At 70.1% G+C, this 15082-nt stretch carries 10 protein-coding genes; 6 read left to right on the top strand and 4 right to left on the bottom strand.

The genetic code is table 11. The annotated features are described in order from the left end of the window. Positions 1–63 precede the first annotated feature (63 nt). Both hpf and ACZ79I_RS15820 read left to right on the top strand, forming a co-directional pair. Positions 64–750 (top strand): ribosome hibernation-promoting factor, HPF/YfiA family, encoded by a 687-nt coding sequence (gene hpf / locus ACZ79I_RS15825; RefSeq protein ID WP_471498010.1) that lies wholly within the window; start codon positions 64–66, stop codon positions 748–750. 206 nt (positions 751–956) lie between these two features. Continuing rightward, a complete protein-coding gene (locus ACZ79I_RS15820) occupies positions 957–1703 on the top strand; it encodes a response regulator (protein ID WP_388374518.1) in 747 nt (248 codons plus the stop codon). Positions 1704–1736: 33 nt separating this feature from the next. On the opposite strand, the gene ACZ79I_RS15815 is transcribed toward ACZ79I_RS15820, so the two are convergent. Next, on the bottom strand, positions 1737–2933 hold the full coding sequence (locus tag ACZ79I_RS15815) for a winged helix-turn-helix domain-containing protein (protein WP_471498008.1): 1197 nt from the start codon (positions 2931–2933) through the stop codon (positions 1737–1739). Between the two features lie 70 nt (positions 2934–3003). Then, entirely contained in the window at positions 3004–3573 is a 570-nt protein-coding gene (locus tag ACZ79I_RS15810; protein ID WP_471498007.1) for a GNAT family N-acetyltransferase, read from the bottom strand. A 280-nt stretch (positions 3574–3853) separates the two neighbouring features. Between ACZ79I_RS15810 and secA the strand changes: the two genes are divergently transcribed. Further along, positions 3854–6664, top strand: a complete 2811-nt coding sequence (gene secA, locus ACZ79I_RS15805; protein ID WP_471498005.1) for a preprotein translocase subunit SecA — start codon at positions 3854–3856, stop codon at positions 6662–6664. 76 nt (positions 6665–6740) lie between these two features. Here the strand turns inward: secA and ACZ79I_RS15800 are convergent, their stop codons facing one another. Next, positions 6741–7262 (bottom strand): Rv3235 family protein, encoded by a 522-nt coding sequence (locus tag ACZ79I_RS15800; RefSeq protein ID WP_471498004.1) that lies wholly within the window; start codon positions 7260–7262, stop codon positions 6741–6743. Between the two features lie 349 nt (positions 7263–7611). Here ACZ79I_RS15800 and ACZ79I_RS15795 point away from each other — a divergent pair, with 349 nt between their 5' ends. After that, the gene (locus ACZ79I_RS15795) at positions 7612–8127 is read left to right on the top strand and encodes a DUF6912 family protein (protein WP_471498003.1); all 516 of its coding nucleotides are present in this window, start codon (positions 7612–7614) and stop codon (positions 8125–8127) included. Positions 8128–8209: 82 nt separating this feature from the next. Further along, entirely contained in the window at positions 8210–8875 is a 666-nt protein-coding gene (locus ACZ79I_RS15790) for an HAD family hydrolase (protein ID WP_471498001.1), read from the top strand. 59 nt (positions 8876–8934) lie between these two features. On the opposite strand, the gene ACZ79I_RS15785 is transcribed toward ACZ79I_RS15790, so the two are convergent. After that, complete coding sequence (locus ACZ79I_RS15785; protein ID WP_471498000.1) at positions 8935–9501, bottom strand: DJ-1/PfpI family protein; 567 nt, start codon at positions 9499–9501, stop codon at positions 8935–8937. Between the two features lie 584 nt (positions 9502–10085). Between ACZ79I_RS15785 and ACZ79I_RS15780 the strand changes: the two genes are divergently transcribed. After that, a complete protein-coding gene (locus ACZ79I_RS15780; protein WP_471497999.1) occupies positions 10086–15026 on the top strand; it encodes an NAD-glutamate dehydrogenase in 4941 nt (1646 codons plus the stop codon). The last annotated feature ends 56 nt before the right edge of the window (positions 15027–15082 follow it).

Here is a 15082-nt window from a genome sequence, read left to right as displayed (position 1 = left end):
AGCCTGGTGCACAAGGGAGATGCTCCGCCAGGGATGCGGAGCGATCCGGGAACGGAGTTCTGCGTGGACATCGTCGTCAAGGGCCGCAAGACCGAGGTGCCCGAGCGGTTCCGGAAGCACGTGGCCGAGAAGCTGAAGCTGGAGAAGATCCAGAAGCTCGATGGCAAGGTGATCAGCCTGGACGTCGAGGTGTCCAAGGAGCCCAACCCCCGACAGGCCGACCGTTCCGACCGAGTGGAGATCACCCTCCGCTCCCGCGGTCCGGTGATCCGGGCGGAGGCAGCGGCCAGCGATCCCTACGCGGCACTCGATCTGGCGGCGGAGAAGCTGGAGGCGCGGCTGCGCAAGCAGCACGACAAGCGCCACACCCGCCGCGGAGTCCGCAGGATCTCGGCCGCCGAAGTCCCCCACCACGTCCCGGGCGCCGCGACGCTCAACGGCAACGGCGGCGTCGTGTCGGAAGAGGAACCGGAGGCGGTGCCGACCAGGAAGATCGGCCCCCTCGAGGTGAAGGGCGAAGGCCCTCTCGTCGTCCGGGAGAAGATCCACGTCGCGTCCCCGATGTCACTCGACCAGGCTCTTTATGAAATGGAGCTGGTCGGGCACGACTTCTATCTGTTCGTCGACTCCGAGACCAAGCAACCCAGCGTCGTCTACCGCCGGCACGCCTACGACTACGGTGTCATCCACCTCAGCACCGACCAGATGGTGGCCGAGGCGGCCACCGCGGACGGAGGGGCCGGCGGCTGACCCCGCCGGGTGATCGCTGTACCCGGTGCCCCTGGTGAGCCCGTGCGCCCCCAGGGGCACCGGTGTGCGACCACTTCGCTCCGTGCTCTGTCACCTGACTGTCGCCTCGGCATGGAATCATGGCCACAACGGCTCAACCGGTGGGCCGTTGCCTTGGGTTGGCGATGGCTCGGGACCACAGGCCACAGCCTTCAGGGGGAGGAACGATGGCGGACAGCTTCGGACCGATGCGTGATGAGGATGCCGACGACGGCGTCGTCGGCATGGGCCCGGAGGCGGGCTCTCCACGCAAGGAGCCCATCCGCGTCCTCGTCGTGGACGACCACGCCCTCTTCCGGCGCGGACTGGAGATCGTGCTCGCAGCCGAGGAGGACATCCAGGTCGTCGGTGAGGCCGGGGACGGCGCGGAGGCCGTCGACAAGGCGGCCGACCTGCTGCCCGACATCGTGCTGATGGACGTGCGGATGCCCAAACGGGGCGGGATCGAGGCGTGCACCTCCATCAAGGAGGTGGCGCCCAGCGCAAAGATCATCATGCTGACCATCAGCGACGAGGAGGCCGACCTCTACGACGCGATCAAGGCCGGTGCGACCGGGTACCTCCTCAAGGAGATCTCCACGGACGAGGTCGCCACGGCCATTCGCGCCGTCGCCGACGGGCAGTCGCAGATCAGTCCCTCCATGGCGTCCAAACTCCTCACCGAGTTCAAGTCGATGATCCAGCGGACCGACGAGCGCCGGCTGGTCCCGGCGCCGCGGCTCACCGACCGGGAGCTCGAGGTCCTCAAGCTGGTCGCCACCGGAATGAACAACCGGGACATCGCCAAGGAGTTGTTCATCTCCGAGAACACCGTGAAGAACCATGTGCGCAACATCCTGGAGAAGCTGCAGCTGCACTCCAGGATGGAAGCGGTGGTCTACGCGATGCGGGAGAAGATCCTGGAGATCCGCTAGCGGGACGGGTCCCCCGGGAGAGGGCTCCCGGCATCAGCCCAGGGCGCGGTCCAGCTCGCGGATCAACGGCTCCCGCAGAGCGGGGGCGTCCACCCGCTCCACGCGTACGTTCGTGCAGTCCACCCAGGCCGCCGCCTCCAGCAGGGCCTGGGCCACCGCCGGAACCGCCCGGGAGCCGTCCAGGGTGACCTGCTTGGCGACCAGCGTGCGGCCCTCGCGCGCGGGGTCCACCCGGCCGACCAGCCGGCCGCCGGCCAGGACCGGCATCGCGAAGTAGCCGTAGATCCGCTTGGGCTTGGGGACGTACGCCTCCAGCCGGTGCGTGAAGCCGAAGATCCGCTCCGTGCGGGCCCGCTCCCAGACCAGGGAGTCGAAGGGCGACAGGAGCGTCGTACGGTGGCGGCCGCGGGGCGGGGTCCGCAGTGCCTCCGGGTCCGCCCACGCCGGCTTGCCCCAGCCCTCGACCGTCACCGGGACCAGGCCCGAGTCCGCGATCATCGCCTCCACCTGCTCGCCCTTGAGACGGTGGTAGTCCGCGATGTCCGCGCGCGTGCCCACGCCGAGGGACTGGCCGGCGAGGCGGACGAGACGGCGCAGGCACTCGGCGTCGTCCAGGTCGTCGTGGAGGAGCTCCGGGGGGACGGCGCGCTCGGCGAGGTCGTACACCCGCTTCCAGCCCCGGCGCTCGACGCACACCACCTCGCCGTACATCAGCGCGCGCTCCACGGCCACCTTGGTGCCGGACCAGTCCCACCACTCGCTGGTGTTCTTCGCGCCGCCCAAGTCCGTGGCGGTCAGGGGGCCTTCCGTGCGCAGCTGCTTGACGACCTGGTCGTAGACCCCGTCCGGGAGCGGGTGGTTCCAGTGCGGGCGGGAGCGGTAGGCGCGGCGGCGGAAGGCGAAGTGGGGCCACTCCTCGATGGGCAGGACGCAGGCGGCGTGGGACCAGTACTCGAACGCGTGGGGCGCCGGGGCGGCGCCGTCCGACGGCGTCCAGTACGCCGAGTCGACCGCCTTGCGGCCTATGGCTCCCAGGCGGGCGTAAGGGATGAGTTCGTGGGAGCGGGCGAGGACCGAGATGGTGTCGAGCTGGACCGCGCCGAGGTGGCGCAGGACGCCGCGCACGCCGGCCCTGCGGTCGGGGGCGCCGAGGAGGCCCTGGGCCCGCAGGGCGATACGGCGGGCCTCGTCGGCGGACAGTTCGGTGGTGGGACGCGGGAGACTCGGCATGCTGACACGGTAGGGGGTGCCACTGACAACGGCGGCCGACGCGGGCGCGGGACGCGGCGGGTGCGGCCCGCTACGGCCGTGCCGGCAGATACGGCGCCGCCGACGGCAGGCCCAGGTCCGACGGCAGCAGGGAGCCCACCCAGCAGTCCCGGCGCACCCCCTTGTTGTTGATCGCGGAGCGCAGGGTGCCCTCGACGGTGAAGCCCGCGCGTTCCGCGACCGCGCGGGAGCCCGCGTTGCCCACCTCGGCACGCCACTCCACGCGGTCGATGGACATCCGTGTGAAGGCCCAGCGGGACGCGGCCAGTGTCGCCTCCGTGATGTAGCCGTTGCCCCGGTGTTCCTTCGCCGTCCAGAAGCCCACCTCGGCGACGCCCAGCGAGCGCATCGTCAGCCCGAGCATGCCCACCAGCTCCCCGGAGGGGAGGAACACGCCGAACGTGAACATCGACGCGTCCTCCCAGCCGTCGGGCACCATCTGCCGGACGAACCCCTCCGCGTGCTCGCGCAGATACGGGGACGGGATCGTGGTCCAGCGCTGGATGTCGGGATCCTGGGCGGCTTCGTACACCGCTTCGACGTCCGACGGGCCCACGGTGCGCAACAGGAGACGGTCGGTGGTCAGGCTGACGGGGTCCATCGCCCGATTCTGCTGGGCCGTCCGCCGCGACGCCATGACTTTTCGTGCCGGGGCGCCGGCACCACCGGGCCGGACCACCGGTGTCACGTGTCACTGCGTGAGACCCTCGTGACAATTCGTAGCGTCGACGCGGCACCTTCCGAGACGCCCGTCCGTTGTCCTAGTGGCTGTCGACGGCAGACCTCCCGGCGTGGCGGGGTCCTCGCTTACGATGGCCGTTGCTCAAGCTGTCATATGTAACCGACCGTCCCAGGCCCGAACGGCAAGGAGACAAACCCCCGTGTCCGTCCTCTCGAAGATCATGCGTGCAGGCGAAGGCAAGATCCTGCGCAAGCTGCACCGCATCGCGGACCAGGTCAACTCCATCGAAGAGGACTTCATCGACCTCTCCGACGCCGAGCTGCGCGCTCTCACCGACGAGTACAAGCAGCGGTACGCCGACGGCGAGAGCCTGGACGACCTGCTCCCCGAGGCGTTCGCCACCGTGCGCGAGGCCGCCAAGCGCGTCCTCGGCCAGCGGCACTACGACGTGCAGATGATGGGTGGCGCCGCGCTGCACCTCGGCTATGTCGCCGAGATGAAGACCGGTGAGGGCAAGACCCTGGTCGGCACGCTGCCCGCCTATCTGAACGCCATTTCCGGAGACGGCGTCCACATCGTCACGGTCAACGACTACCTGGCCGAGCGCGACTCCGAGATGATGGGCCGCGTCCACAAGCTCCTGGGCCTGAGTGTCGGCTGCATCCTGGCCAACATGACCCCCGCCCAGCGCCGCGAGCAGTACGCCTGCGACATCACCTACGGCACGAACAACGAGTTCGGCTTCGACTACCTCCGCGACAACATGGCGTGGTCGAAGGAGGAACTGGTCCAGCGCGGCCACAACTTCGCCATCGTCGACGAGGTCGACTCCATCCTCATCGACGAGGCCCGTACGCCGCTGATCATCTCCGGCCCGGCCGACCAGGCCACCAAGTGGTACGGCGACTTCGCCAAGCTGGTCACGCGCCTCAAGCGCGGCGAGGCGGGCAACCCGCTGAAGGGCGTCGAGGAGACCGGCGACTACGACGTCGACGAGAAGAAGCGCACGGTCGCCATCCACGAGTCCGGCGTCTCCAAGGTCGAGGACTGGCTGGGCATCGACAACCTCTACGAGTCGGTGAACACCCCGCTGGTGGGTTACCTGAACAACGCGATCAAGGCCAAGGAGCTCTTCAAGCGCGACAAGGACTACGTCGTCATCGACGGCGAGGTCATGATCGTCGACGAGCACACGGGCCGTATCCTCGCCGGCCGCCGCTACAACGAGGGCATGCACCAGGCGATCGAGGCCAAGGAGGGGGTGGACATCAAGGACGAGAACCAGACGCTCGCCACGATCACCCTCCAGAACTTCTTCCGCCTCTACAAGAAGCTCTCCGGCATGACCGGTACGGCGATGACCGAGGCCGCCGAGTTCCACCAGATCTACAAGCTCGGCGTGGTCCCGATCCCGACCAACCGGCCGATGGTCCGCAAGGACCAGTCGGACCTGATCTACCGCACCGAGGTCGCGAAGTTCGAGGCGGTCGTCGACGACATCGCCGACAAGCACGAGAAGGGCCAGCCGATCCTCGTCGGCACGACCTCGGTCGAGAAGTCGGAGTACCTGTCCCAGCAGCTGAGCAAGCGCGGTATCCAGCACGAGGTGCTGAACGCGAAGCAGCACGACCGCGAGGCCGTGATCGTCGCCCAGGCCGGCCGCAGGGGCGCCGTCACCGTCGCCACGAACATGGCCGGCCGTGGTACGGACATCAAGCTCGGCGGCAACCCCGAGGACCTGGCCGAGGCCGAGCTGCGCCAGCGCGGGCTCGACCCGGAGGAGCACATCGAGGAGTGGGCCGCGGCGCTGCCCGCCGCCCTGGAGAAGGCCGAGCAGGCGGTCAAGGCCGAGAAGGACGAGGTCGAGACCCTGGGCGGCCTCTACGTCCTGGGCACGGAGCGCCACGAGTCCCGCCGTATCGACAACCAGCTGCGCGGCCGCTCCGGCCGTCAGGGCGACCCCGGCGAGTCCCGCTTCTACCTCTCCCTGGGCGACGACCTGATGCGCCTGTTCAAGGCCCAGATGGTCGAGCGCGTGATGTCGATGGCGAACGTCCCGGACGACGTGCCGATCGAGAACAAGATGGTCACGCGCGCGATCGCGTCCGCCCAGTCGCAGGTGGAGACGCAGAACTTCGAGACCCGGAAGAACGTCCTCAAGTACGACGAGGTCCTCAACCGGCAGCGTGAGGTCATCTACGGCGAGCGGCGCCGCGTCCTGGAGGGCGAGGACCTGCAGGAGCAGATCCAGCACTTCATGGACGGCACGATCGACGCGTACGTCGCCGCCGAGACCTCCGAGGGCTTCGCCGAGGAGTGGGACCTGGACCGGCTGTGGGGCGCCTTCAAGCAGCTCTACCCGGTGAGGGTCACCATCGAGGAACTGGAGGACGCGGCCGGCGACCGGGCCGGGCTGACCGCCGATTTCATCGCCGAGTCCATCAAGGACGACATCCACGAGCAGTACGAACAGCGTGAGGCGCAGCTCGGTTCGGAGATCATGCGCGAGCTGGAGCGCCGGGTCGTGCTGTCGGTCCTGGACCGCAAGTGGCGCGAGCACCTCTACGAGATGGACTACCTCCAGGAGGGCATCGGCCTGCGCGCGATGGCGCAGAAGGACCCGCTGGTCGAGTACCAGCGCGAGGGCTTCGACATGTTCACCGCGATGATGGACGGCATCAAGGAGGAGTCCGTCGGCTATCTGTTCAACCTGGAGGTCCAGGTCGAGCAGCAGGTCGAGGAGGTCCCCGTCGAGGAGGCCAAGCCCTCCCTGGAGAAGGAGGAGGCGGTGGCCGCCCAGGCGGCCCGCCCGGAGATCCGTGCCAAGGGGCTCGAAGCCCCGCAGCGCCGCGAGCGGCTGCACTTCTCCGCGCCGACCGTGGACGGCGAGGGCGGGATCGTCGAGGGTGACTTCACCAGCGACGGCGAGCCGGTGCGCTCGGAGGCGGACGGCCTCACGCGCGCGGAGCGCCGCAAGCAGGCGAAGGGCGGGCGCCGCCGCAAGAAGTGACGGTGACGTCGGCGACAGCGCCGTCGTGAGGGGCCGGGCACCCGGGTGGGTGTCCGGCCCCTCCGCATCGTCGGCGTCAGTCGTCGTCCGGCAGGGGCGTCCGCGGCTCGCCCAGCTCCACGGCCGTGCACCGCCAGCGGTGGTCGGGGCCGCACTCCAGGCGGAACGCCATCGCACGCAGCTGATCGCCCGCGCCGATGCGGGCGAACGCCTCGACGGCGCCGGGACGCGGGACGTAGTAGCCGATGTCGCGGACGACCGGACGGGTTCCGCGGGTGCGCAGCGGGCCGCGCTCGGCGAGCCGGGCCAGCTGGTCGTAGGCCCGGCCGGCGGTGTGCCCGAGCATGCTGTGCACCGGCCGCCGGCCGCTCAGCACGGACAGGAGGCGGTCGGCGAAGACATCGGTGGGGCGGGGCCGGGGTGCCGGCGAGGTACGGCCGTGCGTGCCGGGCGCCGCCGCCCGGGGTGTGCCGCGGTCCGGTGCCGTACGGCGGGGAGCGCCGCCCGGGCGGCGGGTGTCGTGGCGGACCGGTGGGCGTCCGCCCGGGCTCCGCCTCCCCGCGGTCGTCGCCCTGTTCCTGGTCATCACCTTGTTCATGGGGGTCCCCGTTTCGCCGGACCGGTCGATACCGGTTGGTAACTTTCGGTGGGGATCTTGTACGAGGCGCGGGACGGTGCCCGCAAGGAAGCGGGGTACGTGTCGTGGCCGCGGGACGGTTCGCCTATCAGGGTGAGCGGGCGCCGCGAATCCGTGGGGCGGCGGGGGCGTACCGGGTGATCCGTGAGCGTCCCCGTTGACGTCGCGAAGGCGGTGTGCGGGCCCCGAAGGGGGACGGCCGCACGTATCCTGGGGTGACTCGCCGGAGGCGCGGGAACGGTCTCCGAGGGGCCTTCACAGCCTTTCCGGGCCGTCCGGCAGCCCTGACCCACTACGAAAGCGGCTCGTCATGCGCGTCTACGTCCCCCTGACCCTCCCCGGTCTCGCCGAGGCGTACAAGACGGGCGAGCTGGGCGCGGGACCGGTCGTCGCGTATGCCGTCACGCCCGCGCTGCGCGAGTGGTACCTCTCCGACGACATCGAGGAACTGGAGTACGCGGCCCTGAGCCGGGCGGCGCTGGCCTCCCTGCGACTGCTCGCGGCGGACCCCGAGGCGCCCCGGCGGCGGATCGTCGTCGCGGTCGACGTGCCGGACGGCGCGGCGATGGCGGATCCCGACCGGGGCCTCGATCCGGCGGCACTCGGTGAGGTGCGTGTCGCCGGGGCCGTCCTGCTGGCCAAGGCGGCCGCGGTGCACGTGGACGCCGCGGAGGCGGAGGCGGATGTGACCGCGGCGGCCCGGGCGCTGGAGGCGGCCGACCGCGGGGACGACGACGCGCGGTTCGTCGTGGACGGCGCCGACGACCACGAACTGCTCTGGTATGCGACCCAGGAGATCCCGAATCTGGTGGGACTGGGCGACTGACCGGGCGTTGTCCGGGGCAGCGGCCCGGTGCCCGGTGCGGATCCCCCGGTGATTGTCAGTGGCGGCGGGTACGTTTTCTGACATGGGGACGTACGGAAACGCGCACATCGTCTGGGACTGGAACGGGACGCTGTTCCACGACAATGACGCGATCATCGGGGCGACGAACGCGGCGTTCGCCGAGCTGGGGCTGGAGCCGATCACGCTGGAGCGGTACCGGGCGCTGTACTGCGTGCCGGTGCCGAAGTTCTACGAGCGGCTGATGGGGCGGCTGCCGACGGACACCGAGTGGGAGGTCATGGACGAGACCTTCCACCGGTACTACGCGGAACACCGGCTCACCTGCGGGCTCACCGCGGGCGCGACGGAGCTGCTGGCGGAGTGGCGGTCGGCGGGCCGCAGCCAGTCGCTCCTGAGCATGTATGTGCACGAGGAACTCGTCCCGCTGGTCCGGGGGTTCGGGATCGAGACGCATTTCGTACGGGTGGAGGGGCGGACCGGTCCCTCGGGCGGCAGCAAGGCCGAGCACATGGTCCGGCACATACGCGCGCTCGCCGGCGTGGAGCCGTCCCGCACGGTGGTGATCGGGGACGCCGCGGACGACGCGGTCGCGGCCCGGCACGTCGGGGCGCGGGCCGTTCTCTACACCGGCGGCTCCCACAGCCGGGCGAGCCTGGAGCAGGCCGGCGTCCCGGTGGTCGACACGCTGGAGGAGGCGGTCGAGGAGGCCGAGCGTCTGGCGGCGTGAGGCGTCAGGCGGGGTGCGGCTGCCCCCGGGGGCAGCCGCACCCCGCCTGAGGTGCCTCGTCAGGTCACGGGTGCCTTGGCCCGCAGGACGGTCAGGAACTCGCGCATCCAGCGGGAGTGGTCCGGCCAGGCGCGGGAGGAGACCAGGGTGCCGTCGACGACCGCCTCGGCGTCCTGGAAGGTGGCACCGGCCGCCTGCATGTCCAGCTCCAGGGCCGGGTACGCCGTGACGCGCCGCCCCCGCAGGGCGTCGGCCGCGGCCGTGAGCAGCGGGCCGTGGCAGATCTGGGCGACCGGCTTGTCGGCGTCGAAGAACGACTTGAGGATCTTGCGGAGCTCGGGATCGTTGCGCAGATACTCCGGGGCGCGCCCGCCGGGGATGACGAGGGCGACGTACTCACCGGGGTCGACCTCGGAGAAGGCCAGGTCGGCGGGCCAGGTGTAGCCGGGTTTCTCGGTGTAGGTGTCGAAGCCGGGTTCGAAGTCGTGGACCACGAAGCGGAGCTTCTTGCGGGAGGGGGCCGCGATGTGCACCTCGTAGCCCTCCTCGCGCAGGCGCTGGTAGGGGTAGAGAACCTCCAGTGATTCCGCCGCGTCGCCGGTGACGATCAAAATCTTCTGCGCCATGTTCGCCGGGCTCTCCTCGATCGTGCGGTCGGGTGCTTCGGGCAACGTGCCTGACGCCGACGCCCTTGCCAAGGGGCCGCGCACTGTTCGTAGGGTCATGCTCCCACCGAGTGCCCCGCACAGCGGTGCCCCCGATGCTCCTGTGCAGAACGTCAAAGTTCGACCCCTGGTTTTGTACACATACGGCTCATGACGTGCCCCCCGTCCAGAGCGATAGCCTTGTGGCGTGATCAGCGCGATACCTCGCGGGGACATCGTCGTCCCTGCCCTGCGCCCGGTGACCACGGAAGACATCCGTGACCGGGCGGCGGTCGCTGGTCTTCGCAGGCGGGGCCGTTCGGGAAGGGCGCCGCAGGCGCCCGCGGGAGTCACCGGGGCGCCGGGGACGCGGGAGGCGCACAGAGCGCCGAGAGCAGCGTCACAGCCGCCCAGGGCACCGTACATGGCCGATAACACCCCGCCGATCTCTCCATGCGGCATAGCGTCGAAGCAGACCGGACACCCCGCGTCGCGGCGTTACGTCGGAGAAGAGACCGTACTTCCTTCTACGTCACGCAACGGCGCGCGACAGGAGCCAGAGGACAATGCAGACCAAGCTGGACGAAGCCAAGGCCGAGCTGCTGGAGAGGGCCGCTCGGGTAGCTGAGAACAGCCCGGTCGGGGGGTATCTACCGACTGGGACGACGGGCGAGGGCACCCCCGACCGGGACACCGTGCTCGCGTTCCTCCAGCGCTACTTCCTGCACACCGCCCCCGAGGATCTAGCCGCCTGCGACCCGGTGGACATCTTCGGCGCGGCTTTCTCGCACTACAGAATGGCCGAGATGCGCCCGCAGGGCACGGCCAACGTACGGGTGCACACCCCGACCATCGAGGAGAACGGCTGGACGTGCAGCCACTCCGTCGTCGAGGTCGTGACCGACGACATGCCGTTCCTCGTCGACTCCGTGACGAACGAGCTGTCGCGTCAGGGGCGGGGCATCCACGTCGTCATCCACCCGCAGTTCGTCGTCCGCCGCGATCTGACCGGCAAGCTCCTCGAGGTGCTGCCCGCCGTGCCCGACGGGGAGTTGCCGCACGACGCCCACCTGGAGTCCTGGATCCACGTCGAGATCGACCGCGAGACCGACCGCGCCGACCTCAAGCAGATCACCGCCGATCTGCTGCGCGTCCTGTCCGACGTCCGCGAGTCGGTCGAGGACTGGGAGAAGATGCGCGACGCCGCGGTGCGGATCGCCGAGGGCATTCCGACGGAACCCATGCCCCGGGACCTGCCCGACGTGGAGCGCGAGGAGGCCCGCGAGCTGCTGCGCTGGCTGGCCAGCGACCACTTCACCTTCCTCGGCTACCGCGAGTACCAGCTCCGCGAGGACGACTCGCTGGCCGCCGTGCCCGGCACCGGCCTCGGCATCCTGCGCTCCGACCCGCACCACGCCGGCGAGGACAGCCACCCGGTCAGCCCGTCCTTCGAGCGGCTGCCCGCCGACGCCCGCGCCAAGGCCCGCGAGCACAAGCTGCTGGTCCTCACCAAGGCCAACAGCCGGGCGACCGTGCACCGGCCGTCGTACCTCGACTACGTCGGCGTGAAGAAGTTCGACGAGAACGGCGACGTCGTCGGCGAGCGCCGCTTCCTCGGCCTGTTCTCGTCCGCCGCCTACACCGAGTCCGTGCGCCGCGTGCCCGTCGTCCGGCGCAAGGTCGACGAGGTCCTCAAGGGCGCCGGGCTCTCGCCCCACAGCCACGACGGCCGCGACCTGCTCCAGATCATGGAGACCTACCCGCGCGACGAGCTGTTCCAGACGCCAGCCCGCGAGCTGCAGTCGATCGTCACCTCCGTCCTCTACCTCCAGGAACGGCGACGCCTGCGCCTCTACCTGCGCCAGGACGAGTACGGGCGCTACTACTCGGCCCTCGTCTACCTGCCGCGCGACCGCTACACCACGGTCGTCCGGCTGCGGATCATCGACATCCTGAAGGAGGAACTCGGCGGCACCAGCGTCGACTTCACGGCCTGGAACACAGAGTCGATCCTCTCCCGGCTGCACTTCGTGGTCCGTGTCCCGCCGGGCACGGAGCTGCCGCAGCTGTCCGACTCCGACAAGGAGCGCATCGAGGCGCGGCTCGTGGAGGCCGCCCGCTCCTGGGCCGACGGCTTCGCCGAGGCGCTGAACGCCGAGTGCGGCGAGGAGCGCGCCGCCGAGCTGCTGCGGCGCTACGCCAACGCCTTCACCGAGGGCTACAAGGCCGACCACACCCCGCGCGCCGCGGTCGCCGACCTCGTCCACCTCGAGCGGCTCGGTGACGAGGAGGGCGGCAGGAACTTCGCCCTCAGCCTGTACGAGCCCGTGGGCGCCGGCCCCGGCGAGCGCCGCTTCAAGATCTACCGCAGGGGCGACTCCATCTCCCTCTCCGCCGTCCTGCCCGTGCTCCAGCGGCTCGGCGTGGAGGTCACCGACGAGCGCCCGTACGAACTGCGCTGCGCGGACCGCACGACGGCGTGGATCTACGACTTCGGTCTGCGCCTGCCCGGGGCGCTGTCCGGCAGCGGCGACTACCTCGGCGACGACGGCCGCGAGCGGTTCCAGGACGCGTTCGCCGCCACCTGGACCGGGCAGGCCGAGAACGACGGCTTCAACTCCCTGGTGCTGAGCGCCGGACTGACCTGGCGCCAGGCGATGGTGCTGCGGGCGTACGCCAAGTACCTGCGCCAGGCCGGTTCCACGTTCAGCCAGGACTACATGGAGGACACCCTCCGGAACAACGTCCACACCACCCGGCTGCTGGTCTCGCTCTTCGAGGCGCGGATGTCGCCCGAGCGGCAGCGGGCCGGCCTGGAGCTGACCGACGCTCTCCTGGAGGAGCTGGAGGCCGCGCTCGACCAGGTCGCCTCGCTCGACGAGGACCGGATCCTGCGGTCCTTCCTCACCGTCATCAAGGCGACCCTGCGCACCAACTTCTTCCAGGAGGAGCCGGTCGGCACACCGCACGACTACGTCTCCATGAAGTTCGACCCGCAGGTCATCCCGGACCTGCCGGCGCCGCGTCCCGCCTACGAGATCTGGGTGTACTCGCCGCGCGTCGAGGGCGTGCACCTGCGCTTCGGCAAGGTCGCGCGAGGCGGGCTGCGCTGGTCCGACCGGCGCGAGGACTTCCGGACCGAGATCCTCGGCCTGGTCAAGGCGCAGATGGTGAAGAACACCGTCATCGTGCCGGTCGGCGCCAAGGGCGGTTTCGTCGCCAAGCAGCTGCCGGACCCGGCTGTGGACCGCGACGCGTGGCTCGCCGAGGGCATCCGCAGCTACCGGACGTTCATCTCGGCGCTGCTCGACATCACCGACAACATGGTGGCCGGTGAGGTCGTGCCGCCGCCGGCCGTCGTCCGGCACGACGGCGAGGACACCTACCTCGTGGTCGCGGCCGACAAGGGCACGGCGACGTTCTCGGACATCGCCAACGAGGTCGCCGAGAAGTACCACTTCTGGCTCGGCGACGCCTTCGCCTCCGGCGGCTCCGCCGGCTACGACCACAAGGGCATGGGCATCACCGCCCGCGGCGCCTGGGAGTCCGTGAAGAGGCACTTCCGGGAGCTGGGAGTGGACACCCAGACCGAGGACTTCACCGTGGTCGGCATCGGCGACATGTCCGGTGACGTGTTCGGCAACGGCATGCTGCTGTCCGAGCACATCCGCCTGGTCGCGGCCTTCGACCACCGGCACATCTTCATCGATCCGAACCCGGACGCGGAGACCTCGTACGCGGAGCGCCGCCGGCTGTTCGACATGCCGCGCTCCTCCTGGGCCGACTACAACACCGAGCTGCTGTCGGCCGGCGGCGGCGTGTTCCCCCGCGGGGCCAAGGCGATCCAGCTCAACGGGCACATCCGCGAGGCGCTCGGCATCGACTCCGGCGTCACCAAGATGACGCCGGCCGACCTGATGAAGGCGATCCTCACGGCGCCGGTGGACCTGCTGTGGAACGGCGGCATCGGCACGTATGTGAAGGCGTCGACGGAGACGCACGCGGACGTCGGCGACAAGGCCAACGACGCCATCCGCGTGGACGGCAGCGACCTGCGGGTCAACGTCGTCGGCGAGGGCGGCAACCTGGGGCTGACCCAGCTGGGCCGTATCGAGTTCGCCCAGCACGGCGGCAAGGTCAACAACGATGCGATCGACAACAGCGCGGGCGTGGACACCTCCGACCACGAGGTGAACATCAAGATCCTGCTCAACGCGGTCGTGGCCAACGGTGATCTGACGGTCAAGCAGCGCAACCAGCTGCTGGCCGAGATGACCGACGAGGTGGGCGCCCTGGTGCTGCGCAACAACTACGCGCAGAACGTGGCGATCGCCAACGCCCTGTCCCAGTCGAAGGACATGCTGCACGCGCAGCAGCGGTTCATCCGCCACCTGGTGCGCGAGGGCCACCTGGACCGGGCGCTGGAGTTCCTGCCCACCGACCGGCAGATCCGTGAACGGCTGGGCACCGGGCACGGGCTGACCGGTCCGGAGACGGCCGTCCTGCTGGCGTACACGAAGATCACCGTCTCCAGGGAGCTGCTCGACACGACGCTGCCCGACGACCCGTATCTGCGAAGCCTGCTGCACGCGTACTTCCCGACGGCGCTGCGCGAGAGGTTCACCGAGCAGATCGACACCCATGCGCTGCGTCGTGAGATCGTGACGACCGTCCTGGTCAACGACACCGTCAACACGGGCGGTACGAGCTTCCTGCACCGCCTCCGCGAGGAGACGGGCGCCTCGCTGGAGGAGATCGTCAGGGCGCAGACCGCGGGCCGCGCGATCTTCCACTCGAGCGCGGTGTGGGACGCGGTCGAGGCCCTCGACAACCAGGTCGACGCGGCCGTCCAGACCCGTATCCGCCTGCACTCCCGCCGGCTGGTCGAACGCGGCACGCGCTGGCTGCTCAACAACCGGCCGCAGCCGCTGGAACTCGGCGAGACGATCGCGTTCTTCAAGGACCGGGTCGAGCAGGTGTGGAGCGAGCTGCCCAAGCTGCTGCGCGGCGCGGACCTGGAGTGGTGGCAGAAGATCTACGACGAGCTGACGGGCGCCGGCGTCACGGACGAACTCGCCACGCGGGTGGCCGGGTTCTCCTCCGCCTTCCCGGCGCTCGACATCGTCTCGGTGGCCGACCGCATGGGCAAGGACCCGATGGCCGTCGCCGAGGTCTACTACGACCTCGCCGACCGGCTGCGGATCACCCAGCTCATGGACCGCATCATCGAACTGCCGCGCGCCGACCGGTGGCAGTCGATGGCGCGCGCGGCGATCCGTGAGGACCTCTACGCGGCCCACGCGGGCCTGACCGCCGACGTCCTGGCGGTGGGCAACGGCAGCTCCACGCCGGAGCAGCGCTTCCAGGCGTGGCAGGAGCGGAACGCGGCGATCCTGGGAAGGGCGCGCACGACTCTCGACGAGATCGCGACCTCGGATTCGTTCGATCTCGCGAACCTGTCGGTCGCGATGCGCACCATGCGGACGCTGCTGAGGTCGCACGGCTAGTCACGCCGGATCCGGTACGGCAAGGGGGCGCCCCAGGAGGACGGGGCGCCCCCTCG

The organism is Streptomyces sp. PSU-S4-23 (assembly GCF_055632315.1).
The sequence above is the reverse complement of the archived record's forward strand: the minus strand, read 5'-3'. Positions and strand labels throughout refer to the sequence as shown.